This window comes from Peribacillus sp. YIM B13477, assembly GCF_042787955.1.
GTDB lineage: Bacteria > Bacillota > Bacilli > Bacillales > DSM-1321 > Peribacillus > Peribacillus frigoritolerans.
This window is the reverse complement of record NZ_JBHZPD010000001.1, coordinates 246,207-272,974: the sequence shown is the minus strand read 5'-3', so window position 1 is coordinate 272,974 and position 26,768 is coordinate 246,207. Positions and strand designations below refer to the sequence as shown.

Genomic DNA, 26,768 nt, shown 5'->3' with positions numbered 1-26,768 from the left:
TTCACATCTTCCTTTCAAATTGAGTACCATTTCGGCAACCTACAGGCCAACCTTAGGCAAAAAGATAATCAATCCAACTATTATAGAAAATATAGCATATATGAATACAGCTCCGGCTGCAATATCTTTTGCCTGCTTGGCAAGCGGATGGATTTGGTCCGTTACCAGGTCCACTACCCTTTCAATCGCGGAATTGACGAGCTCCAACGTAATCGTACCGGCTATGGCCGCCAAAATGAAAAGCCACTCCATCCCATTCAATGAGAAGTGCCAACCAAAGAATACGACGATTGCCGTTAACGCGAAATGAATCTTGATATTGCGTTCAGTCCGAACAGCCTCCAAAATTCCCTGACAGGCGAAAGAGAAACTTTTTAATAAAGGATACTTTTTTTTATCCTTCTCTTGAAAGTCCATATTCTTCCAAGATCTCCTTTTGTTTTGTGAACATCACTTTTTCATCTTCTTCATTCATGTGGTCGAATCCCAATAAATGAAGAAAACCATGCAGTGCTAAAAATCCAAGTTCCCGGTCAAATGAATGACCATATTCTTTAGCTTGTTCTTTCGTGCGTTCAATGGAAATGATGATATCTCCTAACATGCGGGGCATTTCCGCTCCGACAATTTCCACTTCATCTTCTCCCATTTCTTCAAGCGCAAAAGAAATGACATCTGTAGCTGAATCTTTATGACGATATTCTTTATTGATTTCCCGAATCCTATCATTGTCTACAAATGTAACAGACAGCTCGGTGTCTTTTTCAATGTTTTCTTTTCTTGCCGCAAATTGAAGAATGCTTTCAACAAGCTGCTGAGCTTCCTCCGTTACTTCATTCGTTTCATCCATTAAATCGATAGCTAAAATCATTCTTTCACCTTCTGTCCTAATTTATCCGGCTCCGGATATTCAATCCTGGAGTGGAAGATACCATTCAGCGATTCACATAAGGAATGCTTCACGATACTTAATTCTCTCATAGTAATGTCACATTCATCAAATTGTCCATCAGAAATCCTGTCCTGAATGATGAAACCTACCAGCTCTTCAATCTTCTCCGGAGTTGGGTGCTTCATCGATCTCACTGCAGCCTCCACACTATCGGCTATGCCGATGACGGCCACTTCCTTCATTAACGCCCTCGGCCCGGGATATCGATAGGCCGCCTCGAGTGTGGCCTCATCCTGTTTTTTTGCCTTATGGTAGAAAAATTTCAATAATGTGGTCCCATGATGCTGCTCTGCAATATCCACAATCTCTTTCGGGAATTTGTGACTGCGCAGCATCTCCCCGCCATCTACGGCATGGGCAATGATGATATCCCTGCTCGTTTCCGGCTGCAGCCGATCATGCGGGTTCTCTTCACTCATCTGATTTTCGATGAAGAAGTGCGGCCGCTTCGTTTTACCGATATCATGATAATAACTGCCGACCCTTGCCAGCAAGCCATTCGAGCCGATGGCTTCACAAGCCGATTCCGCCAAATTGGCGACCATTACACTATGATGATATGTCCCCGGAGCCTCAATCAAGATCTTCCGCAATAACGGATGATTGGGATTCGCGAGCTCGATAAGCTTAATCGATGATAAAATCCCGAAACCAGCCTCGAAAAACGGTAACAGGCCCATTGTCAAAACGGCTGCACCCACTCCAGAACCTATGGCAGCAGAAGCATAATACAAGTACTCCATTCTAGTATAATGGCTGTCCATAATAAAGATGAGCGAAAAAACAAATGCCATATTGATTAAAGACAACAGCAGCCCCGCTACCAGCACCTTTGATTTGAAATTGGGCCTGGATAGGATGATGATTGCCGTCAATCCCCCGAAAATGATATAAAGCCCCATCGAGAAATCCAGATTTCCAGGTGTATCACCATTAAATATAATCGTACCATACGAACCTAACAATATGATCATTGCTACCGCTAACCTATCATTCAATAATATCTTGATGAGCATCGCCGCCATGGCACCCGGAAAAATGTATTCCAAGTTCGAGTTTTTCAGGTCTGCCAGAATGCTGACCGTTTTCATGGTAGCCATTGAAAGGATAAAGACAAGACTGAAGATCAATAACTGATTGTACTTGTTATCCTTTTTGGAAATGGAATAGTAGAAATAGTAATAAAAAGCGGCAAAAGTCAGGAATATGAATAACAGCAGGCCGATATACGGGTAAATGGTGGACTCTGTACTTAAGAAGCCTGCCAGTTCAAGCTGCCTATATACATCCCTGTCCACTAACTGATTTTCTTCAACGATGATCTGACCTTGAAGGATCCTGATCGGCTCCACGCTTTCAACCGCTTTCCTTCGCTGTTCCTCGGTTTTGTCCTTATCGAAAAATACATTCTGAATGATTGCCGTACGCGCAAGGGAAGTGGAGGCTTTTTTCATATCGCCGCTAATGCTCATATAACCCAATTCCTCTACAACCTTTTTCTTGGCATTTTCGACGTCACTTGCAGCGATTCGGGAGCTCATCACATTATTCACTGCCGTAATGGTCGAATCCTTCGCTATTTTCAACTCATCTTCATCCGCCTGCACTAATGCAAGGAAAACGGATTCCTCGATATTTTTATTCACTTCATCAGTCAATTTTTCTTTTAATATCGAAACTTTTTGAGCATCCGTCTTTACGGTCTCTTTTTTATCCTCATCTTCTTTATGATCTTCATCGGGGTCCGTTTCTTTATTCACCTCAATCGCTGAATCGAAAATGGATGAAATCAGATCGACTTTATTTTTGGCATATTCTTTTTTTAAAGAATAAACATCCGCCACCTGTTTTGAAATCTCTTCTTTTTCCTGTTCCGTCTTATAGGTATCTTCCACAGTCTTGGTTGATCGGATCGTTTGTTCGGCAGGCTTAAAAAGCTCTACCTGAACCCTTTCCGGCTTCACATTGGAGAACATTAAACCATACGCAAACAAACCAAGTATGATGAACAAAAGCACTTGAAAAAAACGATGGACCAACAGCCCTTTTATTTGAGTGAAAAATTTCTGGATACGATTCAAGGAAGGTCCTCCTAAAAAAATGATGTTTATTATTCTAGATATGTAAAATCATAACAGTTTTCATTTGAATTTTCACCTTCGTATTGATAAATGTAAAGGTTCTGTCATTTCATATCCACTTTTTCACCATAAAGTTCGTCATTTAGACACATCACGAAAAATCCGCCGATTGAAATGGCGGATTTTTTCTTATGACTTCGCCTGCTCGTAAGCAGTAATGATTTTAGCGACAAGCGGATGCCTTACTACATCACTTTGTTCAAAATAAACAAAGGAAAGGCCCTTAACATTCTTCAATATCTCTTCTACCCGGACAAGACCTGACTTCATGCCTTTAGGAAGGTCAATCTGGGTCCGGTCTCCCGTAATGACCATTTTCGATCCGAAACCAAGCCTGGTCAAGAACATCTTCATTTGGGCTTCCGTCGTATTCTGGGCTTCATCCAATATGACAAAGGCATCTTCAAGCGTACGCCCCCTCATATAAGCCAGGGGAGCTATTTCGATCGTTCCGCGCTCTATCATCCTTTGCGTCTGTTCCATCCCCAGGAGGTCATGGAGAGCGTCATACAGCGGCCTTAGATAAGGATCTACCTTTTCCTTCAGATCACCAGGCAGAAAACCTAGGCTCTCCCCCGCTTCGACGGCAGGCCGTGTCAGGATGATCCGTTTAACATGTCCATTTTTCAAAGCATTGATGGCCATCACTACAGCAAGATAGGTCTTCCCGGTTCCGGCAGGCCCAATTCCAAACACAAGATCCTGTTTCTTTATTGCCTGGATATAGTATCTCTGCCCGATTGTTTTGACTTTAATGGATTTCCCCTTAGCCGTTTTAGCGATTTCCTCATCATATAATTCACCGAAATACTCCAATGTGCCTTTTCTTGCCAATTCAATTGCATAAAGCACATCTCTGGAACTGATTGCAATTCCTTTTCTGACTACAGTCAATAATGCCTTGAGGATTTCCTCCCCCATCGTTACCCGCTCGATATCCCCGGCAACACTCACCGCTTCACCTCGGGTTATGACGGAAATGCCAATTTCCTCTTCGAGCACTTTTACATTTGAATCTCCATTGCCCAATAACGCGATCGCTTCATTGGGTGATTCGATTTCGAGCTTAATTACTTTCACATCATCTGCCATTCGTTAGTCTCCTTGAATGATTGGCTGTCCAATCGCTATATCTTCAATAACTTGGTAATGTATAGACAATTTAACTTTACCATTCTCCATGCTTTCGTGCAAAATTTTTTCTTCGACGATTTCATCTTCCTCGTCTAAATGTTTTTTTAATTCCGCTTTAGCCATTTTTCGGCCTTCCTCCACCGCTTCTTTCTCCGTATAGCTTCGTACAATATCTTCCTTGCTCCTTAAGGTCACTTGTTTATAAGAAATCGGCAGCTCCCATTGAAGAAAGTGAAAAGGCCTCACTGTCGTTTCCTTTTCCTGTTTTTCATATCCCGGATCCTTGAAGCCCCATACCGGGAGGGAAAAGTCCCCCATTTTCAAAAAGTGCTTGCTCGTTTCATCTCCGTTAAAAACGGAAAACTTGGTTTTTAACGGAACTTCCACTTTCGCTTTATACCACGTTTTCCCTTTTATTACTCCCTTTGCGGATACAATTTCCTGTTTATCCTCTTTTCCAATCAATCCTGAAACAAGAAGTTGTCCTTTTCCTACATAATCATTCACATTAACAATAGATTGTCCTTTTTCAACGAACATATCAGTGATGATCGCTTTTTTTGATGCTACCAAATTCTGTGGGGATGTTTTCTCGACCTCTTTAGGCTGCCGTTTTTCCACAACCCGAAAATGATATGTCGTTCCCTTTAGCTCGACCCCCACCCATGTCAATGCACCGATCCGGTCCGACAGCTTACGCTGAATCGTATCCACATCATCAACAAAGAATTGCACTTTACCGATCTTCACGCCCATCTTGTCCAATTCTTTCCGGATGGCATGCTCGGTTGCCGGTTTGGCATCTTGAACCTCGATGCCCCATACCATATTGGAAAGTACAAATATACATAGCAGGAAAGCGATCATCCCCGCTAAAAACCCGCTGTTTTTCATGACTCTCTTCATCAGGAAAGGGAAACCCTTTCCCTGCATGAACTTTACTTTACAATCACTCTTCCGCATGACCTGACGGAGTTTGGGGAGATCCCTGATATCCATATGGAAAATCAGGGCTTCACTTCCGACACGCTTCACATCCCAGATATGAAGCCCCCTTCTCGTCAGCATATTAATTAACCGTTCTGCACCTTTTCCATAAGCCTTCACCTTTACATAGCCTGTATAATAGTTTGTCCATTGGTTTTTCATGGAGACCTCCCGGGATCATTCATTGATAAAATAAACCTTGTCAATTTTGCCTTCGAGCATGATTTCTTCCGGCAAAATCGTCTTTATGACAAAGGCATTTCCCTTTATCAGCAGCTGCCCATTTTTCAGCATCAATCGTACTTCGCTGTCTGTAAAAGCCAATAAGCCACGATGGTTTTCAATATAAATATGTAATTGTCCGATCATTGTAATTCGCGGCAGGTCCATCATGACATCTTGCGGAAGGTCCATTGTTTTGGTCATAAGCTGTTTCACTTTTTTTCCCCAATTGCGTGCCATAAAAAAGAACCCCCTTTCATCTCAATGTATGAAATGAAAGAGGGTTCTAGCACAAAATTATAAGTGAATGAAAGTCTATTTTTTCATGCTCATTTAATGACGGTCTAAAAAAAGCCCGGGGCTCCGAATCACCTTCTGGACCTCTGAAGACTTCTCTTCGCCCTTGGCGGCCCCAGCACTTCTGACATGATGATGCCATCAATCAGCTGCTTTTTGCCAAAAGACGGTCCTTTGCGATAGACCGGACTGTTATTATCAGAAATCGTAGATGTAAGTTGATCTGCCTTCGCTTTTTGATACAAACGCTCTTGATCGTACTTCTGCTGTAGCCGTCTAAGCTCCGCAATCCTTTTGTTCGCTTCGTTCGTCGTCTCATCGATCACTTCTGCAGCCTGTGCTGCCTGCTGTTCGACTTTCCTTACGGGAGCAGGTGCAGGCGTTTGCTGCTGTTTCCCTTGCTGCATTTCACCTTGAAGCTCCTGCATGACCTCCTGCCATTTCTTTTTCGGAGGGGTGTTAGGATCTTGAGGCTGTTTTTTCTTTCCTAACATGGACGTTAAAATACCGATCAAGACAATGATAAGGAATGGGTTCTTGAGAAAGAAATCAATAAAATCTCCCATTTAAAGACCTTCCTTCCCTGACCTAATTATTATTATGGTTATTGTTGTTATCTTTTGGATTTTCGGATATTTTACTGATGGAACCGCGCATATCCGTATCGGCCGTGATATTTTGGATATTCATATAATCCATCACTCCAAGGTTTCCGCTTTTCAGTGCATCGGCCATGGCCAACGGAACTTCCGCTTCGGATTGAACAACCTTCGCTCTCATTTCCTGAACACGGGCAACCATTTCCTGTTCAAGTGCAACAGCCATCGCACGTCGTTCTTCGGCCTTTGCCTGGGCTATTTTCTTATCGGCTTCGGCTTGGTCCGTCTGTAATATGGCCCCGATATTTTTACCGATATCCACTTCAGCAATATCAATGGAAAGAATTTCGAATGCCGTCCCTGAATCCAACCCTTTCGATAAAACCGTTCTTGAAATCAAATCGGGATGTTCCAGTACATCCGTATGCATTTGCGAAGCACCGATCGTCGATACGATCCCTTCCCCTACACGGGCAATGATCGTCTCTTCACCGGCACCACCGACCAGGCGTTCAATATTGGCCCGGACCGTGATCCTTGCCTTCGCTTTCACTTCAATACCATTCATCGCCACACCTGAGATGAAAGGAGTTTCGATCACTTTCGGGTTAACGCTCATTTGAACGGCTTGCAGTACATCACGACCGGCAAGGTCAATGGCTGCACCCCGTTCGAAAGGTAACGTGATATTGGCGCGTTCTGCAGCAATTAATGCATTCACCACTCGATCGACATTACCGCCTGCAAGGTAATGGCTCTCCAATTGATTCGTCGAAACATTGATTCCAGCCTTATGGGCCTTGATAAGGGGATTGACGACCCTGCTTGGTATAACACGGCGAAGCCTCATCCCAACTAATGTAAATATACTGATTTTGACTCCTGCCGCTAAAGCGGAAATCCAAAGCATGACTGGTACGAATGTGAAAAACACTGCCAATACGATGATAGCAGCAATCACTGCCAGTACAATAAATACCGTTCCTGAAGTTATCACTTAATGATTCATCCTTCCTGTATCCTTTAATTTTAATTTGAATCCGGAATTTCCCGGACGACTACCCTTGATCCTTCAACTTTAACGATAATGATTGTCGAACCTTTGGAAATAAAGCTTCCTTCGGTCACGACATCCACTCTTTCTTCTTTGACCAAGGCTGTTCCTGAAGGCCTCAAATCTGTTAGGGCCTTCCCTTCTGCACCTAATAAATCCAAACGATTCGGATTGCTGACATATCCTTGTTCCGTTTTTGTTGCATCGGTTAATATCATTTTCCTGAAAAATTTCATCTGTTTTCCAAACACCTTTACAAGTAGGATGAATACCAAAATGGATACGGTGACCGCAATTAGCAAGGAGATCGTCATATGGACCGGATCACCTGTCGCAAGGAATAGACTCCCCACTACCGCTGTAAACCCGAGCAGCCCGATAATCCCCCCTGGGATAAAAAATTCAATTAGTACGAGAATGACCCCAATGATGAACATCGCTAACGATTCGTATCCGGTGATACCGGCGACAAGATGACCATAGAAGAATAAGACAAGACTGGTGATTCCAATTACGCCCGGAATTCCAAAGCCGGGTGAAAACAATTCCATCACAATCCCGATTCCCGCTATCGTTAATAAAATGGGAACGACGATCGGGTTGGTCAAAAATCGGGCTAGTTTCTCAGGAAAGCTTTCTTCGATTGACCGAATATCAGCATCTTCAACTCCAAGTATACTATACAGCTCCGCTTTTCCAGAGACGGTGCCTTCGCTATACCCAGCCTTTTTTGCCTGTTCGGCTGTAAATGTCAGCAGCTTCCCTTTTTCCGCTCCATATTCGGGTAGATCGATGTCAACATCCGCCATCGCCTGGGCGTATATGGGATCACGTCCATTTTGTTCAGCAGCGGTCTTCATGGCAGCCAACCAATAAGATTGCGCTTTCTTACTTGCAGCGTTCCCTGTTGAATCAATCACAGCTGCAGATCCCATGGTGGCACTCGGAACCATATAGATCTCATCCGCACTTAAGGAAATGTATGCCCCTGCAGATAAAGCCCTGTTATTGACATAGGCAACTGTCTTTATTGGTGAATCCGCCAGTAACTTTGCAATTTCCCCCGCTGCATCCACAGCACCTCCAGGGGTATTCACCTCGAAAACGACAAGATCTGCATCTGCTGCTTCAGCAGTGGTCAGTGCTCGTTCCAAAAAGGCCGAGAGTCCCTTTTCCACCGTTTCTTCAATGGGTACATGGTAAACGATCTTCTCGTTTGCAGATACCGCCGCTCCACCAAAGGAAGACATGGTGAACAGCAATCCAAATAGGAGAACAGATAAATAACGCCAAATTTTCAACGGAACGCCCCCTTTCCCGTATTAAACGCGGTAAGTGTCCCATTATCCAGGAACTCACCAGTAAATTCAGCCCGCAACTAAAATTCGAATAAGGAGCAATTGAAGCAACCCTTTACCCTGTTCTTTAGTTATTACGTATGTATATGAAAAAAGTTTCAAAAAAAAGCAAATAAAATTAAAAGTGCCACAATTATCTTGGGCTTCGTTTCAATAATATACGCATAAAATTCATGAAATACACAAAAACCACAGGCAATTTGCCTGCGGTTAGGTTTCGAGTTTTAAGTTTAGAGTTTAAGATAGATGTTGTTGTACTAATTTGTTAACTAGAGAACCATCCGCTTTACCTTTAACTTTAGGCATTAAAGCTCCCATAACTCGGCCCATATCTGCTTTGGATGTTGCATTGACTTCTAAAATCGTTTCGTTAACGATTTTAGAAATGTCTTCTTCTGAAAGTTGCTGAGGCATATATGCCTCTACGTATACTAGTTCGGTGCGGACTTTATCCACGAGATCTGAACGACCTGCGTTTTCAAACTCCTGGAGGGAGTCTTTGCGTTGTTTTAATTCGCGAGAGAGCACTGTCAATTCTTCATCATCTGTTAAATCTTGTCTCTGCTTCAAGGCTTCGTTTTGAATAGAAGCTTTCAGCATCCGAATAACAGATAGTTTGTCCTTTTCCTTGTTCTTCATCGCTTGTTTCATATCATTATTTAAACGCTCGAGAAGACTCATCTTTCCACCCTCTCTTAGAATTTACGTTTTCTTGCAGCTTCAGACTTTTTCTTACGTTTTACGCTTGGTTTTTCATAAAATTCACGCTTCCTAGCTTCCTGAAGCGATCCTGCTTTAGATACAGTACGTTTGAAACGACGAAGAGCATCTTCAAGCGATTCGTTTTTACGAACGACGGTTTTAGACATCTCTTTCCCTCCCTCCGAAAACAACACACTAACTCAAGTTGTCAACATGTTATACATGTACTAAACAATTATAATATATCATCTTTAGCAGGTCAACCAATAAAATCAAACTTATTTTGAATATAATCGTGTTATTATCATAATTTTTCACTAAGCGATGATTCACCTTGCATGAAATTCCAATTTATAGCATGTCCCCCGTTAATGGGCCATAAGCTTACTATGAGGTGACAGTCATGCATGAGCTATTTTTATTCATTTTATTCATAGCGATATTTCTGGCAGGTATGTCAGTTTTACGAATCGGACTGTTCAATATGTCCGGTGCAGCATTAAAAACATTTCTCTCAAAGGTTACGGATAAGCCATGGAAAGGCTTATTGGCCGGAACCATCTTTACCGGGATCCTGCAGAGCAGCTCGGCGGTCATGGTCATGACGGTCGGACTCGTTTCCGCAGGAAGCTTAACATTCCCGCAAACAATCGGGATCATTCTTGGAACGAATATCGGATCTACCTTTACAGCAGAGTTCATGACATTTTCTTTGGATCGCTGGATCATTCCCGGTGTCGTAAGCGGCGCTTTCCTTTGCTTCATGCCAAAAGCATTACCGAGAAGCCTAGGAATGTCCCTGATTGGAATCTCGGCCATCTTCGCGGCGATGAGTGGTTTTAAAACGCTTTCGACACCGATTGCAGCCTATCCATCCATACAAACGCTTATCCAGTACATAGAGAGCCATATGAGTTATGCGCTGATTGCCGGGTTATTATTGACGGCACTCATTCACTCCAGTTCTGCAACCATCGGGATAGCCATGAGTTTTTTGATGAATGGGGAGTTATCCGTGTCCTCGGCAATCATCATCATGCTCGGATCGAATATCGGCACTTGCATCACCGGATACATGGCCAGCATCGGTTCTGGCAGACAAGCTGCCTTCACAGCTTATGCACATATTTGGCTGAACATCATCGGGGTTGCCGCATTCCTGCCTTTTGTGGACATCCTGGAAAGTGCGGCTGCCTATTTCACCGAAAACAAAGGGACACAGCTCGCCCATGCCAGTGTCATTTTCAATATCTTGACTTCTTTGGCCGTCTTGCCATTCGCACGGCGATTCTCCAACCTCATTCTTTTGGTGCATCGGCCACACTTAAAAAAATAAGGGCTATCCAAAATAAAGTCATTGGCAACTGACTATGGGACAGCCTTATAAACGGTTATTGAAGTTTAAAACTTCACCAGGGGCAAGGGAAATTGCCAGTTGAATTATTTTTTGAATCAATAAAAAACAGGCGAAGAAAAAATAATTCATTTTTCTCCGCCTGCTTTATTTTAGGGAATTATACGGTCTTTACAAAATCAATAATCGGAATCAGCCGTTAAGCCCTTCACGATGGAGACACCTGCACTCGCTCCAATTCTTGTTGCACCAGCTTCAATCACATTCTGGGCATCGCTCGTGTTGCGGACCCCGCCTGAAGCTTTGACACCGATATCCGGTCCAACCGTTTTTCTCATAAGCGCGATATCTTCAACTGTCGCTCCGCCGGTCGAAAAACCAGTTGATGTTTTCACATAATCCGTTCCGGCTTTTACGGCCAATTCACATGCACGGACTTTTTCTTCATCGGTCAATAAAGAAGTTTCAATGATCACTTTTGAAAGAGCCTTACCAGTGGATGCCGCTACCACAGCACGAATATCCCGCTCTACCAACTCATCATCCTTGTCCTTCAATGCGCCGATATTGATCACCATATCGACTTCGTGAGCACCATTGGCGATGGCATCTTTCGTTTCAAAAGCTTTGGTTTCCGGTGTGTTTGCACCTAGAGGGAAGCCGATTACCGTACAAACTTTCACCTCTGAACCTTCCAAAAGTTCACTTGCATATTTCACCCAAGTTGGGTTTACGCATACGGAAGCAAAGTTATACTCTCTCGCTTCTTCGCATAATACCTTTATTTGCTCTTTGGTTGCATCTGCTTTTAATAACGTGTGGTCAATTAAACCTGCTACATTTTGTGACATTAATAAATCCTCCTCAAAAACAATCTATACCTAGTTGTACGTACCTCTCATGATACCATAGTTTATCCAATTTGACGATATATATAGTCTTTACCCGAAAGCGCCAAGAAAACACATCTAAAAAAGGATAATAAAAAAAGACAGCGGTTAACCGCTGTCTTAGATATTGGATGCTTGTTGCAACGGAAAATCCTTCACGACCGTCACGAACTGACCTTCACTAAATGGATAGCCAGATTTTGTGATTTTAACTTTGACGATTTCACCGACCATTTCTTCCGATGCCGGGAAGACGACTTTCATGTAATTATCTGAGTAGCCCTCATAAAGGCCATTTTCCAACTTCGTTTCAGGAATGACTTCCAGAACTTCCCCCTCGAATCGGGAGGCATACTCTTTTGCCAACTGATCCGACAACGTAATTAGGCGGTGGACTCGTTCATTTTTGATATCTTCATCCACTTGATCTCCCATACGGGCAGCCGGAGTCCCTGTCCGTTTTGAATAAGGGAAAACATGAAGTTCGGAGAATTTATATTTTTCTATAAAGTTATATGTCTCCATGAATTCTTCTTCAGTTTCACCCGGGAAACCTACGATGACATCAGAGGTAACAGCAAGGCCCGGAAGTGCAATTTTCAGCTTTTCGATTCGATCACCGAAGAAATCCATCGTATATTTACGTCTCATCCGTTTTAGAACGGTATCGGAACCCGATTGGATTGGTATATGCAAATGACGTACCACTTTTTTCGAATTCGTCAACACTTCAATGATCTCATCTGTAATTTGGCTCGCTTCAATGGATGAAATACGGATGCGCTTCAGCCCATCGACTTTTTCCAAGTCACGCAGCAGCATCGCCAAATTATAGTCTTTCAAATCGTCTCCGTAGCCGCCCGTATGAATTCCGGTAAGGACTAGCTCTTTATAGCCTGCCTCAACAAGCTGTTCAGCCTGGTGAACGACTTCTTTTGGATCGCGGGAACGCATCAAGCCACGTGCCCAAGGAATGATGCAGAAAGTGCAGAAATTATTGCAGCCTTCCTGAATCTTTAGTGAAGCGCGTGTACGGTCTGTGAAAGCAGGTACATCCAACTCTTCGTAGACACGGTTTTTCATGATATTACCTACGGCATTGATTGGTTCACGCTCAACCTTGAATTGCTCAATGTAATCAAGCAGTTTAACCCTGTCTTGTGTTCCTACAACAATATCCACACCTGGTATGGCCATGATTTCTGCCGGCGATGTCTGTGCGTAACATCCCGTTACCGCTATGACGGCATTCGGATTCTTACGAATGGCACGACGGATGACCTGACGGCTTTTCTTATCGCCAGTGTTTGTCACCGTGCATGTGTTGATGACATATACATCTGATGTATTTTCAAACTCAACACGATCATATCCCCCAGTTTTGAATAATTGCCATATAGCCTCTGTTTCATAATGATTCACTTTACAGCCTAATGTATGGAAAGCGACCGTTGCCATTTTTCATCACCTCAAAAGTTCTACATGATAAGAAACAGCGGAAAGTGCATATAAAGGTGCTGTTTCAGTTCTTAATATTCTTGGTCCAAGACCGCAAGCCATAAAACCGGCATCAGTCAGTTTTTCAATTTCCTTATCTGCCAAACCACCTTCAGGCCCAAAAACGAATAGGATGGATTGCCCAGCAGTAATATCTTTCAAGACAGAAGCGAGTACAGAAGTTTCCCCCCGTTTTGCCTCTTCTTCAAAAGCGATTAATTTATGATCGAAACCGGAAGCATACCCAGCTAGCTGATCTGCCGTCATCGGTTCCTTGATGGCAGGGATAACCGTGCGGTGAGATTGCTCAGCCGCCTCTTTTGAAATCTTCTGGAGCCTCTCCAATTTCTTGCCTACCTTTTTGTGGTCCCATTTTACCACCGAACGAGCAGCAATAAAAGGGATAAATTCAACGGCACCCAGTTCAGTGCCCTTTTGAACGATATATTCCAATTTATCCCCTTTAGGCAGACCGCTCGCAATCACTACCCTTACAGGAAGTTCCTTTTCTTCATTCTTCCATTCAGTTACCGTACCTATTACAGCATCATCAGTAATTTCCGAAATTTCCGCGATAGCTGTCATGCCATTACCTTTCACCGTGATGATCCGCTCACCTGGTCCCATTCTCATCACTCTGGCGATATGGTGAAAATCATCACCTGATATCGTCACCATGTTTCCATTGATATCTGCTTCGTTAAGAAAATACCGTTGCACACTGCCACCTACTTCGTCTAGTCTAAATAACTCACAGGCTAACAGTCGGGAATCCAGAATGCAAGCCGTGCAAAGATTCAAGCTAAAAAAAGGTACTCTGACTATCAAAAAAACCGATAATCAGAGTAACTTTTCCAATTAAGCATTTCTTTTTGCGATTATTGCCACCCAATCTTCCATCAAGATCGTTTCCTCAACGGTGAAACCAGATGCTATAATCGCTTCCTTCACATCTTGTTTCTTAGTTTGAATGATTCCGGAAGCGATGAAATATCCGCCAGGTTTAACGACTTTCGCTACATCATCCGTAAAACGCATGATCACTTCGGCAAGAATATTAGCCACGACGATATCCGCTTGTTCATTTACACCATCCAGTAAGTTGCCTTGTGACACGGACACTTTATCCTGCACGTTATTTATTTCAACGTTTTGCTTGGCTGACTGTACTGCCACTTCATCCAAATCAAGTGACTGGATTCGTTTTGCATCCAATAATGCAGCTGCAATGCTTAGAACACCAGAACCAGTTCCTACATCAACGACTAAATCCCCAGGCGTTACTGTTCGTTCCAGCGCTTGGATGCACATGACCGTCGTCGGGTGTGTTCCCGTTCCGAAGGCCATGCCTGGATCAAGTTCAATGATCAATTCGTCACTGCTTACCGGAGTATAGTCTTCCCACGTTGGCACGATGGTAAAACGTTCGGATATCTTGACGGGGTTATAATATTTTTTCCAAGCCGTCGCCCACTCTTCTTCATTCACTTCACTAATTGAAACAACATTTTTCCCAAGGTCAATATCAAAAAGAAGGAGATTATTGATTGATTCCTTAATAGCATCAATGGTATCGCCAAGGAAGCTGTTAACGGGCAGATAAGCCTTAATGACTACACCTTCATCCGGATAATCATCGGGGTTTAAGTGGTAGATTTCGCCAAAAACATTTTCACGTTCCTTGACTAATTCTAGAGGATCCTCAATGACAACACCGCTCGCACCTGCCTCATGAAGAATATTCGAAACAGGTTCAACCGCTTCATTCGTTGTTTGGATTGCAAATTCAGACCACTTCATAATCTACCAACTCCCAATTTGTTCTTTTTTACTTTTATTCACCTATCTTTAAAAGCACGCTTCACTTTTGAGAAAAAGCCATCTTCTTGTTCATCTACACCTTGTCCGCTGATATCACTGAACTCACGAAGCAAGTCCTTTTGTTTTTCCGTTAATTTCTTAGGCGTGACAACCAATACGACCACATGCTGATCTCCTTGGCCATATCCTCTGACATTCGGAACTCCTTTGCCCTTTAAACGGAAGCGAGTGCTAGTTTGTGTACCTGCTGGAATCTTCAGCTTCACTTTTCCATGCAGCGTCGGAACTTCTATTTCATCGCCCAATGCTGCCTGGGCAAAAGTAACCGGCATTTCACAATAAATATCATCGCCATCCCGTTCAAAGAATTCATGGCTGCGCACATGGAAGACTACATACAGGTCTCCTGCGGGGCCGCCATTGATTCCAGGCTCGCCTTGGCCTGTTACGCGCAACTGCTGGCCATCATCAATTCCTGCTGGCACCTTGACTTGGATTTTTTTACGTTTTTGGACTTTTCCGTCGCCGCCGCATGTTGAACATTTATTAGGAATGATTTTCCCTGTTCCTTGACAATGGTGACATGCTCTCCGGTTCACAATCCTTCCGAAAGCTGTGTTTTGTTCAACATTCAATTGACCGGTTCCATGACAATGTGAACAGTTTTCCACCTTTGTACCTGGTTTGGCACCGGATCCTTTACATGTACCGCAATCCTCTTCACGCGGAATTTCGATCTCAGTATCTTTTCCGAATGCAGCCTCTTCAAACGAAAGCGTCATCGTATACTGTAAATCCGCTCCTTGACGCGGTGCATTAGGATCTCTCCTGCGTCCGCCGCCACCAAAGAAGCTACTGAAAATATCTTCAAAACCGCCGAAACCGCCAAAGTCCTGACCGCCAAAGCCTTGATTGGGATCTGTATGTCCGAATTGGTCATAATGGGCTTTTTTCTGTTCGTCACTCAATACTTCGTAAGCTTCCTTGATTTCCTTGAATTTATCCGCAGCATCGTCCGCTTTATTAATATCAGGGTGATATTGTTTGGAGAGCTTTCGATACGCTTTTTTGATTTCATCCTTCGAAGCACTTTTCGAAAGGCCTAACACCTCATAATAATCGCGTTTACTCATATCTAAAATCCACTCCCGATTCGATTCACATAAAGGTAATATTATCACTGAACGAAGATAATAATCAACTAGAAAAGTACAAACGGCTTTAACACATTTTTGCAAATGGCATTGCCAGCCCCAATTTGCACACATTTTTCTCTAAAATCCCACGATTCCCCATCAGTGATTGCAACAATGTTTCCATTCACTGTAAAAAAAGCCAAAGTCAAGATAACCTGACTTTGACTTTTTTACAATAGGGCAGAGTACTGCCCGATATATCAGTGTCCCGATTGGGGCACTTTTTATTTTTTCTCTTCTTCGTTTACTTCAGTGTATTCAGCATCAACGACATTATCGTCTTGAGCAGACTCGCCAGCACCCGCTTCGCCAGCTTGCTGAGCTTTTGCCGCTTCTTCATAAAGCTTCATTGTCAAAGCTTGAACGATTTCGTTAAGTGCATCTTTTTTCACGCGGATTTCTTCAAGCTCATTTTTCTCGATTGCAGCTTTCAGTTCATCCTTCGCTTCATTCGCTTTTGTCACTTCCGCTTCGTCCACTTTACCCTCTAGATCTTTAAGCGTTTTTTCCGTTTGGAAAACTAATTGATCTGCTTCGTTACGAAGTTCAACTTCTTCTTTACGTTGTTTATCGCTATCGGCATTTTCTTCCGCTTCACGTACCATGCGTTCGATCTCTTCATCAGAAAGGCCTGAAGATGATTTGATGGTGATTGCTTGTTCTTTGTTCGTACCAAGATCTTTCGCACGAACGTTCACGATACCGTTTTTATCGATATCGAATGTCACTTCAACTTGCGGAACTCCACGCGGTGCCGGTGGAATGTCACTCAATTGGAAACGACCAAGAGTTTTGTTATCCGCTGACATTGGACGCTCACCTTGAAGGACATGGATATCAACTGCCGTTTGATTATCAGCCGCTGTCGAGAATACTTGTGATTTACTTGTCGGAATCGTAGTATTACGGTCAATCAGTTTCGTGAATACTCCGCCCATCGTTTCAATTCCAAGTGAAAGTGGAGTTACATCAAGAAGGACAACGTCTTTAACATCACCTGTCAATACGCCACCTTGAATTGCAGCACCCATAGCCACCACTTCATCAGGGTTTACACCTTTGCTTGGTTCTTGACCGATTTCCTTTTTGATTGCTTCAACGACAGCAGGAATACGTGTAGATCCACCTACAAGGATTACTTTGTCGATTTCAGATGCTGAAAGACCGGCATCTTTCAATGCTTGACGAGTAGGTCCCATCGTACGTTCCACAAGACCTGTGGAAAGCTCATCGAATTTAGCTCTAGTCATCGTTACATCCAAGTGAAGCGGGCCAGCTTCTCCAGCAGTGATGAACGGTAAAGAAATTTGAGTTGACGTTACGCCGGAAAGATCTTTCTTCGCTTTTTCAGCTGCATCTTTCAAACGTTGAACCGCCATTTTATCTTTTGAAAGGTCGATTCCGTTTTCTTTCTTGAATGCTTCAACCAGGTAATCGATGATGACTTGGTCGAAATCATCCCCACCTAGACGGTTGTCGCCGGCTGTGGACTTAACTTCGAAAACGCCGTCTCCAAGTTCCATGATCGATACGTCAAATGTACCGCCGCCAAGGTCGAATACAAGGATCGTTTGATCTTCTTCCGTTTTATCCAAACCGTATGCAAGTGCTGCAGCTGTCGGTTCGTTGATGATACGTTCCACTTCAAGGCCGGCAATTTGACCAGCATCCTTAGTTGCTTGACGTTCTGCATCATTGAAGTAAGCAGGTACAGTGATAACCGCTTTAGTGACTTTTTCGCCAAGATACTCTTCAGCGTATGATTTCAAGTATTGAAGGATGATTGCAGAAACTTCTTGAGGTGAGTATTCTTTTCCTTCAATTACTTCTTTATGGTTGGTACCCATATGGCGTTTAATGGAAATGATCGTGTTAGGGTTTGTAATCGCTTGGCGTTTTGCCACTTCCCCAACTTGCCTTTCTCCATTTTTGAATGCCACTACGGATGGTGTTGTACGGTTTCCTTCCGGATTCGGGATTACTTTTGGTTCCCCGCCTTCAAGTACAGATACACAAGAGTTTGTTGTACCTAAGTCAATACCAATAATCTTGCTCATAGTTTCACTACCTCCCAATTATTTATATGTAAAAATCCTATTCGTTCACTTTTACCATTGCAGGTCGAATCACACGGTCTTTAAGAAGGTATCCTTTTTGGAATTCCTCGACGACGATGTTCGAACCGAAGTTTTCATCTTGAACTTGCATGACCGCTTGATGCAAACGCGGATCGAACTCTTCGCCAACCGAACTGATCGGTTCGATGCCTTCTTTAGCCAATGCACCAGTAATCGCTTTATAGACCATTTCCATGCCGGATAGCAAGGATTTCGTCTGTTCATTTTCCGCTTCGATTTTTGTTGCTCTTTCAAAATTATCAAGAGCCTCCACTAAATCACTAGCAATACTTTGAACTCTATATTTTTGAGCCGCCTCCATATCAAGCTTGGCACGGCGTCTTGAATTATCAAAATCGGCCTGCAGACGAAGATAACGGTTATCCATTTCTTCGATTTTCGCCTCAAGTTCGGCAATTTTTTCTTGAGCCAATTGAAGTTCATCTTTTTCAACAGGACTATCGTTTTCTTCCGCTGCTGGAATTTCTTCTTCAGCGAAAACTGCTTCTGCAGCGCTTTCCTCGATTGTTTCATTTTCCAATGTTTGTTCTTCGTTTTTATTTTCTGTCACAATCTCACCTCCCTAAAAGGGTTATACAATTTATGCTAAAGTAATATGCCAGGCCGCGGAATACACTCCTCCGCCACCTTAACAATATTACCTTTGCTACTATTTTTGATACAGTTTTGTCATCAGGGCCGTTAAATCTTTCGAGAAAAACGAAAGCAAACTGATCACTCTCGAATATTCCATTCTTGTTGGACCCAATATGGCCAATGTGCCAACTTGCTCCTGCCCGATTGAGTAGGTTGCCGTAATCAAACTGCAGTCATCGAGCACTGTGTTTTGATTTTCACGGCCGATCTTGACGTGGATGCCCGATGGATTTTGAGTAATTAGTTCATAAAATCCCTGTTCCTGCTCAATCATCGATAAAAGCGTGCTTACTTTCGCAATATCATGGAACTCCGGCTGCCTCAGCATATTCGTTTTCCCGCCGAAAAATATTTTTTCGGGCTTTGTGTCCGTCAGGGTCTCCGCAAGGACCGAGACCATCGATCCATAGTTATGAATGTGGCGGCTCAATAGAACGGCAACTTCCTTATAGATCTTATCCTTTAGATCAACTAGCGGAACATCGACCAAACGGGAATTCAATATGTTCACCATCTTTTCAATTTCGTTTATATCAAAAGAAGGCGGTAAGGAAATCATTCGATTTTCCACATGACCTGTATCCGTAATAATGATGGCTATTGCCGTTTCAGGACTTAAGGGAATGATCTGGATTTTTTTCAGCTTATGCTCATTCACTTTTGGTCCGAGTACAATCGCCGTATAATTCGTCAGTTCCGAAAGTATTTTCGCTGACTTCTGAACGATTTTTTCCAATTCATAAATTCGTTCTACAAAAACGGATTTTAATATCTTCACTTCATTCTTTTTCGGAGCTTGAGGAGAAAGTAAATGATCCACATAATATCTATACCCTTTTTCAGAAGGGATCCTGCTGGAAGAAGTATGGGTTTTTTCTAAAAATCCCATTTCTTCAAGGTCAGACATTTCGTTGCGAATTGTGGCAGAGCTGAACGTGATTTCATCTTTCTTCGACAAACTTCGTGACCCGACTGGCTGGGCCGAATGGATGAAATCCTCGATTATCACTTGTAGAATCAATAATTGACGATCAGTTAGCATGTATGATCACCTCTGTTAGCACTCTGTCTCATCGAGTGCTAATATACTAATAAATTATCAAATGCAGCTTATGATGTCAACAATGAAAACCGCTAATTCATCGTTAAAATAACATGGATTTCCTTCAGTCGGAATCAATAACGCCTAAAAATGTTTGGAACACTTCATTTCCTAGCAGTTTGCCCCGCTCAGTCAAGCGGACGAACCCGCCTTCCACCTTAAGCAAACCCTTTGCCGATCCTTCTTCGAGCGGTTTCCTGAAAATCTCCGTCATTTCTACAAAAAATTTATTCTTGAAGATTTCCAATGAAACCCCTTGCGTTTTCCGGAGACCCAAAAACATCTCCTCTTCCATCCGTTCATGAAGCGGTACTGGATGTTCTTCCAACACAGGCAGCTCGTTCGAAAGCAATGGAGTGATATATTTCTTCACAGGCCCATGATTGGCCACCCTTTTACCTCCAGTATAGCCATGTGCACCAGCACCAATCCCATAATACTCCACATTATCCCAATATGTCAGGTTGTGCCTGCTTTCAAATCCAGCCCGGGCAAAATTACTGATTTCATATTGATGCAGACCATGCTTCTCCATCTCTTCCATCAGCCTCTCATACATCGAAGCCTCGAGCTCCTGCGGCGGCAGGTTCAATTTACCTCTTCGCATCTGATTATAAAAAACCGTCTTCGGCTCAACGATCAATGAGTAGCTTGAGTAGTGCGGCAATTGAAGGGCGATCGCTTTATCCAGCGTATCCTTGAAATCTTCCATCGTTTGGCCCGGCAATCCATAAATCAAGTCGATGCTTATATTCGTAAAGCCAACTTCTTGAGCCAAATGGATCGTTTCATATACTTCTGAAGCCCGGTGAGTCCGGCCAATCCGTTTTAATAATTCATCATTGAAGCTTTGCACTCCAAAGCTAAGTCTATTGACCCCTGAATCATAAAGTATCTTGAGTTTTTCCCTTGAAAGATCCCCGGGATTGGCTTCAAATGTATATTCAGCCTTCTTAGGATCAAAGGGCAGGGTTTCATTGATTGCTTCACATAAGAATGCAAGCTGCTTTTCATCCAGTGAGGTCGGTGTCCCTCCACCGACGAAAACCGTATCCAAACCTGCAGTCGGGTATTTGGAAAGCTGCATCACCATTTCCCTTTTCATCATCTGTAAATATTCGTCGACCGGCTGTCCCTGCAAAAATACTTTATTGAAATCACAATAGTGACAAATATGTTCACAAAATGGTATATGGAGGTAGGCGCTTTTGATCATTGTGTTCACAACCTTTTAATCGAATGAGTCGATAGAAAAAGAGGCTAGATCTCCTCTACCCTCTTTTTTCTAACTATCGTTTATTTTATTTATTTTTTGGGTGTCGTATCATCCATTTTCAAAACAGCCATGAAAGCTTCTTGCGGAACTTCAACGGAACCTACTTGTTTCATCCGCTTTTTACCTTCTTTCTGTTTTTCGAGCAACTTACGTTTACGGGAAATATCGCCGCCGTAACATTTAGCCAATACGTTTTTGCGCATTGCACTAATCGAAGAGCGGGCGATGATTTTTTGCCCGATCGCCGCTTGGATCGGCACTTCGAATTGTTGCCTTGGAATCAATTTCTTCAATTTTTCAACAATGACTTTACCGCGTTCATAAGCAAAGTCCTTATGAACGATGAAACTTAAAGCATCGACAGTTTCAGCATTCAGTAAAATATCCATCTTCACAAGCTTGGACGGTTGGTAGCCGATCAGCTCATAATCGAATGAAGCATAGCCTCTTGTATTGGATTTCAATTGATCGAAGAAATCATACACGATTTCCGATAATGGAATTTCATAATGAATGCTCACACGAGTCTCATCGATATATTCCATATCAATGAAGTTACCGCGTTTATTTTGACAGATTTCCATGATCGCCCCGACAAACTCCGTCGGTGCCATCATTGTCGCTTTGACATATGGCTCCTCGACACGTTCGATCTTTTGAGCATCAGGCATATTGGACGGGTTATCCACTTTCAGGACCGTTCCGTCCGTTTGCACCACATCATAAATAACACTCGGTGCAGTGGTGATCAGATCGATTTTGAATTCACGTTCAATCCGTTCCTGGATGATTTCCATATGAAGGAGTCCAAGGAATCCGCAACGGAAACCGAAGCCCAATGCTTGCGATGATTCCGCTTCGAACTGCAGCGCTGAATCGTTCAATTCCAATTTCTCCAATGCATCCCGTAAATCATTGAATTTCGATGCGTCAATTGGGTATAAACCGCAATATACCATCGGATTCATCTTCCTGTAACCCGGCAATGGTTCTGTCGCACTATTCACGGCACTCGTGATCGTATCACCGACAGTCGTATCACCAACGTTTTTAATGGATGCTGTAAGGAAACCTACATCACCGACGTTCAGTTCATCCAAAAGCTGTGTTTTAGGGTTGAAAACACCCAATTCGGTAACATCGAATTCCTTGCCAGTGGACATCATTTTGATTTTGTCGCCCACTTTAATGGAACCCTCAACAACACGGATATAGGCAACTACACCGCGGTACGCATCAAACAGTGAATCGAAAATAAGCGCCTTGAAAGGAGCATCCGGATCACCTTGCGGAGCTGGAACCAATTCAACTACCTGTTCCAAAATCTCCTCGATTCCGATTCCCGCTTTAGCCGAAGCCAAAACTGCATCGGAAGCATCCAATCCGATCACTTCCTCGATTTCTCCGCGCACCCGTTCCGGATCTGCACTCGGCAAATCAATTTTATTGATGACCGGAATGATTTCAAGGTTGTTGTCCAAAGCTAAATACACATTTGCAAGCGTTTGGGCCTCAATTCCCTGTGCCGCATCGACAACAAGGACAGCGCCTTCACAAGCTGCAAGGCTTCGTGACACTTCATACGTAAAATCGACATGTCCCGGTGTATCAATAAGATGGAAGATGTATTCTTCTCCATCTTTCGCGTTATATTTCAATTGAATCGCATTCAATTTAATCGTAATTCCACGCTCACGCTCTAAATCCATGGAATCCAACAGCTGACTCTTCATTTCACGCTGAGTCATGGCGTTCGTTTTTTCAATGATACGATCCGCCAATGTAGATTTACCATGATCGATATGAGCGATGATGGAAAAGTTACGAATTTTTGATTGTCTTTTTAATTTTTCTTCTCTATTCATGACGTTCACTCCCACTAGTCGACACAATACACTATTTTTTATTATATCAATAGAAAATGCAAGATTCAACAGAATAGTTACAAAAGAAGCATCATTGCAGGACAAAGCATAAAAAAAGGCTGCATCCCGGATTCGGATACAGCCTTTTGCAGGGCACAATCAACTTATTTCCTACTCAAATCATATCAATAAGGGCTTGAAAGGCACCTGATATGGTCTCTCCAAGCGTTTTTCCGATCGATGAGAAAAAGTTGAAAGCTTTCATTTCTTCAAGCTTTTCTTTTTTCGTCTCCAAATCATGACTCGTCACTTTTTCGCCAAGGATATCCGCTTCCATCTTCCCTTGGTCCGTTTGGTTAATGATGAATGCACTATTCAAAGAGGGATCTTCATACCCCTTCATTTTTTTCATCCCGTCGTTCGCTTGCTGCATCCCGATTAGAACACCTAAAAATAATACGAGCACAATCCCTGTACATTTCAACCAAAATCGAACCATGATAAGAGAACTCCTTTCAAATTACCTCGCTTCCGAATCCCCGGTCGGGTTATCCACTGCTTTGGCATCCCAGTAAAATTCACTGAAAACCTCGGTAAAGGCATCAACAGTCAAGTACATTTCCTCGAAAGTATTATCAACACCGCCAACTTCAATTAGCATGGAATTGCCTGATAAATCCTGATTATATACTCCATTTTGACCCGCTCCGCCCTGTTTCATAACCCCTCGGGAAATTCCGGGATATTTTTTTTCCAGAGCTTTATGAATTTTATTGGCAAGCGCCGCATTTTTTTCATAGTTCGGGTTATTCCCCCCGATCACGAAGGCAATCTTGGCATACTCTTTACCTCTGATTGTAATTGTCGTATGTTTCTTCCGCTTTGAATCGCGGTGGATATCAATCAGATATTCTAAATCTTTGTTATTGGCCAATGCCGTCTGGACGGATTTCCGTGATTCTTGATACGATTTGGCATAATTCAATCCTTTATTATTCAGATTTCCCATAATATCCGTTTTATCTAGCGAGGAGCCGATCCCCTTATCAGCCAAATCTTCAACCATCCGTTCCCCGAGTTTCGTAATATTGATTTTAGAATGGTAGGCTAGGTCGGGGTCGGTCACCCCTTTTAAATATGGAAGATATGACTCCCGGTTATGGCTATGGTATATCTCGACCACTTTCCGGCCATTGGTCGTTTGATTCGGCTGATTGGACACTCCTTTATCCGGTTCTTTAATCTCATCCAGGTTTTGAAGGGATGCATCCCTTTCTTCATTCAGGACATCCACTGGCGGTGAAGATTCATACGGCATATTCGTATAATTCGTTCCTTCCCCAGCAACGAGGATCTCATTATCAAAAATCGAAAAGCCAGGAAGCTCCCTTCCCAGTAAACTTCGCGGGTCCTCAAGTGAAATGTTGGTCGAGACTTTTATCAATTGATTCGTGATGATCGATTCCTGCTTACCTTCCGGCAGGGCATTAAAAAGATAATGATTTTCGTTGGCCAGCATCGAAAACAGCATTTTTCCCGAGAATTGATTGGCTACAGTATGTACGGAGTTCGAAGATATCCGATACTCCGGTCTTAGGGAAGTCATGACCCCACTGACTGAAAAAACAAAAAGAAGCAAGGCGAGAATACCTAGAAAAGTTTTTATTATTGTTGATCCGTGAATGGCTGTTATGATTCCTGGGGAATTTCTTCTTTTCATCCTTCCACCCTCTCTATAGCTTGTCTATTAATACCTATGACTTTGCTAGAAAGGGTAGAACACCATTTTTGGGCACTGAAAGTGATTTAACGGGTGTAATAGCCGGCATTATCTTGATTTATTGAATGATGCAAGGCTGCATTTAAACCATTGGCTATCAAATTGGCCATATCCTCGATGAAAACATCGACTTCTTTTGGTGTAACCATTAAATTATGACCAAGTGGCGAAAGCACCTCATAAATCAATTTCCGCTTCTCTTCATCAGGGAGGACACCTATCATTCCCAAAAAGGTTTGGCGTTCCTTTTCACCTGGCATATCCTCTTCGGTCAGCTTTGTCCGCTTTCCAAAACTGAATCCAGCAGGTGCCAATGAACGTGATGGTCTGTCCCCTTCATTCATTTCCTTGCCAAAATGCTTTAAAATATAATCAATCGTATCGCTAGCAATCGATACGGCATCCACGACGGTAGGTATTCCAATTGCTATAACTGGAACTCCCAGTGTAGCCTGACTCAATTCTTTACGTTTATTTCCTACACCAGACCCTGGATGGATACCTGTATCCGTAATTTGAATCGTTGCATTCACACGATCGATCGAACGGGCAGCCAATGCATCAACGACGATCAGGAAATCAGGATTACTTTTTTCGATGACGCCTTTTATGATGTCACTCGTCTCGATTCCCGTAATCCCCATAACACCGGGGGAAATCGCACTGACCGGCCGATAGCCTTCCTTGACGGACTCTGGCTGCAATTCGAACAAATGTCTTGTGACCACAAGGTTCTCAACGACTGCAGGCCCCAAGGCATCGGGGGTAACATTCCAATTACCAAGACCGACAACCAAACAACTGCTTTCTTTTGTGATTTTATTCCGTTTCAAGAAGTAAGCCAGTTCGTTGGCGAACACCTTTTCCACCCGTTGCTGCGTTTCCGTGTCCTGCTGGCGGATTCCCTGGACCTCGATGGTCAAATAGCTGCCCTGTTTTTTTCCGATTTCTTTTTCCCCCTCAGCCGTGACCTCGACTAAGGATACCTTCAAATCATCCACATCTTTTTCCTTAATAATGACCCCTTCGATGCGGGAAACATCCACTTCCTCTACTACACCTTTATGTTCAAGGGCAATCTCCTTTGCTTCAATCGCCAAATCTGTTCGAATTCCGTATTCACTAAGGTCCAAATTATTTTCCATAACGGCCTCCTGATGTTTGAATTGTATCTAATCTAGTATTTTCAATAGTCTCTCTTAAACATTCTGTCGTTTTTGCTTTTTTATTATTCATTTTTTTGGTACAATGAATGATGACGAGATGAATTTTTTCCCGAAATTATAATTCCTTTTCGATTCTCAATCTGAAGTATTGCATATTTATGAGCAGTCTGATAGAATATCACTTGTGCTATTTGATATGGATTTGAAAAGTCGAGTTCATATAATCTCGATTTCTTTGTAGGAGGTGAACGGAATGCCAAACATTAAATCTGCTATTAAACGTGTAAAAATCAACGACAAAAAACGCGTTCATAACATTACTGTTAGATCAACTATGCGTACTACAGTGAAAAACGCTGAAGTTGCATTAGCTGGTGAAAACGTCGAAGCTGCTAAAGAAGCTCTTTTAACAGCTGCTGTGAAATTAGACAAAGCTGCATCTAAAGGATTAATCCATAAAAATGCGGCAGCCCGTAAAAAATCTCGTTTAGCGAAAAGACTTAACGCTCTTAACGCATAATGACAAAAAATTAAACGATCCAATCGGATCGTTTTTTTTGTGCCGTTTTTTGCATAAAAAAGGTGACAGGATATCTGCCAC

The 26,768-nt window shown here is 42.9% G+C and carries 26 protein-coding genes; 2 read left to right on the top strand and 24 right to left on the bottom strand.

What is annotated here, in order from left to right; translation table 11 throughout:
* Positions 1 to 39: 39 nt before the first annotated feature.
* From ACFX4H_RS01315 to rpsU, 11 genes are all read right to left on the bottom strand, one after another.
* A complete protein-coding gene (locus ACFX4H_RS01315; RefSeq protein ID WP_034308499.1) occupies positions 40 to 417 on the bottom strand; it encodes a diacylglycerol kinase family protein in 378 nt (125 codons plus the stop codon).
* Positions 395 to 871 (bottom strand): rRNA maturation RNase YbeY, encoded by a 477-nt coding sequence (gene ybeY / locus ACFX4H_RS01310; protein WP_063590605.1) that lies wholly within the window; start codon positions 869 to 871, stop codon positions 395 to 397. The genes ACFX4H_RS01315 and ybeY overlap by 23 nt, the downstream gene beginning before the upstream one ends.
* Entirely contained in the window at positions 868 to 3,033 is a 2,166-nt protein-coding gene (locus tag ACFX4H_RS01305) for an HD family phosphohydrolase (RefSeq protein WP_377433613.1), read from the bottom strand. The genes ybeY and ACFX4H_RS01305 overlap by 4 nt, the downstream gene beginning before the upstream one ends.
* 189 nt (positions 3,034 to 3,222) lie before the next feature.
* Complete coding sequence (locus ACFX4H_RS01300; protein WP_377433611.1) at positions 3,223 to 4,185, bottom strand: PhoH family protein; 963 nt, start codon at positions 4,183 to 4,185, stop codon at positions 3,223 to 3,225.
* Positions 4,186 to 4,188: 3 nt separating this feature from the next.
* Positions 4,189 to 5,376, bottom strand: a complete 1,188-nt coding sequence (gene yqfD, locus ACFX4H_RS01295) for a sporulation protein YqfD (protein ID WP_377433608.1) — start codon at positions 5,374 to 5,376, stop codon at positions 4,189 to 4,191.
* A gap of 15 nt (positions 5,377 to 5,391) precedes the next feature.
* The gene (gene yqfC, locus ACFX4H_RS01290; RefSeq protein WP_034308511.1) at positions 5,392 to 5,676 is read right to left on the bottom strand and encodes a sporulation protein YqfC; all 285 of its coding nucleotides are present in this window, start codon (positions 5,674 to 5,676) and stop codon (positions 5,392 to 5,394) included.
* A 128-nt stretch (positions 5,677 to 5,804) separates the two neighbouring features.
* A complete protein-coding gene (locus tag ACFX4H_RS01285; RefSeq protein ID WP_034308513.1) occupies positions 5,805 to 6,299 on the bottom strand; it encodes a hypothetical protein in 495 nt (164 codons plus the stop codon).
* Between the two features lie 22 nt (positions 6,300 to 6,321).
* Positions 6,322 to 7,305 (bottom strand): flotillin-like protein FloA, encoded by a 984-nt coding sequence (gene floA / locus ACFX4H_RS01280; RefSeq protein WP_370023731.1) that lies wholly within the window; start codon positions 7,303 to 7,305, stop codon positions 6,322 to 6,324.
* A gap of 56 nt (positions 7,306 to 7,361) precedes the next feature.
* Positions 7,362 to 8,681 carry an NfeD family protein gene (locus tag ACFX4H_RS01275; RefSeq protein ID WP_377434690.1) on the bottom strand — a complete coding sequence of 440 codons (1,320 nt, stop codon included), beginning with the start codon at positions 8,679 to 8,681 and terminating at the stop codon, positions 7,362 to 7,364.
* A gap of 300 nt (positions 8,682 to 8,981) precedes the next feature.
* Positions 8,982 to 9,425 (bottom strand): GatB/YqeY domain-containing protein, encoded by a 444-nt coding sequence (locus ACFX4H_RS01270; RefSeq protein ID WP_034308521.1) that lies wholly within the window; start codon positions 9,423 to 9,425, stop codon positions 8,982 to 8,984.
* A 14-nt stretch (positions 9,426 to 9,439) separates the two neighbouring features.
* A complete protein-coding gene (gene rpsU / locus ACFX4H_RS01265) occupies positions 9,440 to 9,613 on the bottom strand; it encodes a 30S ribosomal protein S21 (RefSeq protein ID WP_028391853.1) in 174 nt (57 codons plus the stop codon).
* A 236-nt stretch (positions 9,614 to 9,849) separates the two neighbouring features.
* Between rpsU and ACFX4H_RS01260 the strand changes: the two genes are divergently transcribed.
* On the top strand, positions 9,850 to 10,782 hold the full coding sequence (locus tag ACFX4H_RS01260) for a Na/Pi symporter (RefSeq protein WP_328137310.1): 933 nt from the start codon (positions 9,850 to 9,852) through the stop codon (positions 10,780 to 10,782).
* A gap of 197 nt (positions 10,783 to 10,979) precedes the next feature.
* On the opposite strand, the gene deoC is transcribed toward ACFX4H_RS01260, so the two are convergent.
* The 13 genes from deoC to gpr all read right to left on the bottom strand — a co-directional run bounded on the left by deoC (position 10,980) and on the right by gpr (position 26,146).
* On the bottom strand, positions 10,980 to 11,651 hold the full coding sequence (gene deoC, locus ACFX4H_RS01255; RefSeq protein WP_063590598.1) for a deoxyribose-phosphate aldolase: 672 nt from the start codon (positions 11,649 to 11,651) through the stop codon (positions 10,980 to 10,982).
* A gap of 159 nt (positions 11,652 to 11,810) precedes the next feature.
* Entirely contained in the window at positions 11,811 to 13,148 is a 1,338-nt protein-coding gene (mtaB, locus tag ACFX4H_RS01250) for a tRNA (N(6)-L-threonylcarbamoyladenosine(37)-C(2))-methylthiotransferase MtaB (protein ID WP_034308527.1), read from the bottom strand.
* Positions 13,149 to 13,154: 6 nt separating this feature from the next.
* Complete coding sequence (locus tag ACFX4H_RS01245) at positions 13,155 to 13,907, bottom strand: 16S rRNA (uracil(1498)-N(3))-methyltransferase (RefSeq protein WP_034308528.1); 753 nt, start codon at positions 13,905 to 13,907, stop codon at positions 13,155 to 13,157.
* 138 nt (positions 13,908 to 14,045) lie between these two features.
* Positions 14,046 to 14,987, bottom strand: coding sequence for a 50S ribosomal protein L11 methyltransferase (gene prmA / locus ACFX4H_RS01240; RefSeq protein WP_034308530.1), 942 nt, complete (start codon positions 14,985 to 14,987; stop codon positions 14,046 to 14,048).
* Positions 14,988 to 15,025: 38 nt separating this feature from the next.
* Positions 15,026 to 16,141 carry a molecular chaperone DnaJ gene (dnaJ, locus tag ACFX4H_RS01235; protein WP_063590596.1) on the bottom strand — a complete coding sequence of 372 codons (1,116 nt, stop codon included), beginning with the start codon at positions 16,139 to 16,141 and terminating at the stop codon, positions 15,026 to 15,028.
* A 287-nt stretch (positions 16,142 to 16,428) separates the two neighbouring features.
* The gene (gene dnaK, locus ACFX4H_RS01230) at positions 16,429 to 18,261 is read right to left on the bottom strand and encodes a molecular chaperone DnaK (protein WP_034308533.1); all 1,833 of its coding nucleotides are present in this window, start codon (positions 18,259 to 18,261) and stop codon (positions 16,429 to 16,431) included.
* A 37-nt stretch (positions 18,262 to 18,298) separates the two neighbouring features.
* Positions 18,299 to 18,892: a nucleotide exchange factor GrpE gene (gene grpE, locus ACFX4H_RS01225; protein ID WP_214773472.1), complete on the bottom strand. Its 594-nt coding sequence runs from the start codon at positions 18,890 to 18,892 to the stop codon at positions 18,299 to 18,301.
* Positions 18,893 to 18,991: 99 nt separating this feature from the next.
* Positions 18,992 to 20,020, bottom strand: a complete 1,029-nt coding sequence (hrcA, locus tag ACFX4H_RS01220; protein WP_377433603.1) for a heat-inducible transcriptional repressor HrcA — start codon at positions 20,018 to 20,020, stop codon at positions 18,992 to 18,994.
* 124 nt (positions 20,021 to 20,144) lie between these two features.
* Entirely contained in the window at positions 20,145 to 21,296 is a 1,152-nt protein-coding gene (hemW, locus tag ACFX4H_RS01215) for a radical SAM family heme chaperone HemW (RefSeq protein ID WP_034308541.1), read from the bottom strand.
* A gap of 89 nt (positions 21,297 to 21,385) precedes the next feature.
* Complete coding sequence (lepA, locus tag ACFX4H_RS01210; RefSeq protein WP_034308543.1) at positions 21,386 to 23,221, bottom strand: translation elongation factor 4; 1,836 nt, start codon at positions 23,219 to 23,221, stop codon at positions 21,386 to 21,388.
* 175 nt (positions 23,222 to 23,396) lie between these two features.
* Entirely contained in the window at positions 23,397 to 23,720 is a 324-nt protein-coding gene (locus tag ACFX4H_RS01205) for a YqxA family protein (RefSeq protein ID WP_063590594.1), read from the bottom strand.
* 21 nt (positions 23,721 to 23,741) lie between these two features.
* Positions 23,742 to 24,941 carry a stage II sporulation protein P gene (gene spoIIP, locus ACFX4H_RS01200; protein ID WP_328137306.1) on the bottom strand — a complete coding sequence of 400 codons (1,200 nt, stop codon included), beginning with the start codon at positions 24,939 to 24,941 and terminating at the stop codon, positions 23,742 to 23,744.
* Positions 24,942 to 25,027: 86 nt separating this feature from the next.
* Positions 25,028 to 26,146, bottom strand: coding sequence for a GPR endopeptidase (gene gpr, locus ACFX4H_RS01195; protein ID WP_063590593.1), 1,119 nt, complete (start codon positions 26,144 to 26,146; stop codon positions 25,028 to 25,030).
* Between the two features lie 274 nt (positions 26,147 to 26,420).
* On the opposite strand from gpr, the gene rpsT reads away from it, so the two are divergent.
* Positions 26,421 to 26,687, top strand: a complete 267-nt coding sequence (gene rpsT, locus ACFX4H_RS01190; RefSeq protein WP_034308554.1) for a 30S ribosomal protein S20 — start codon at positions 26,421 to 26,423, stop codon at positions 26,685 to 26,687.
* Positions 26,688 to 26,768 lie beyond the last annotated feature (81 nt).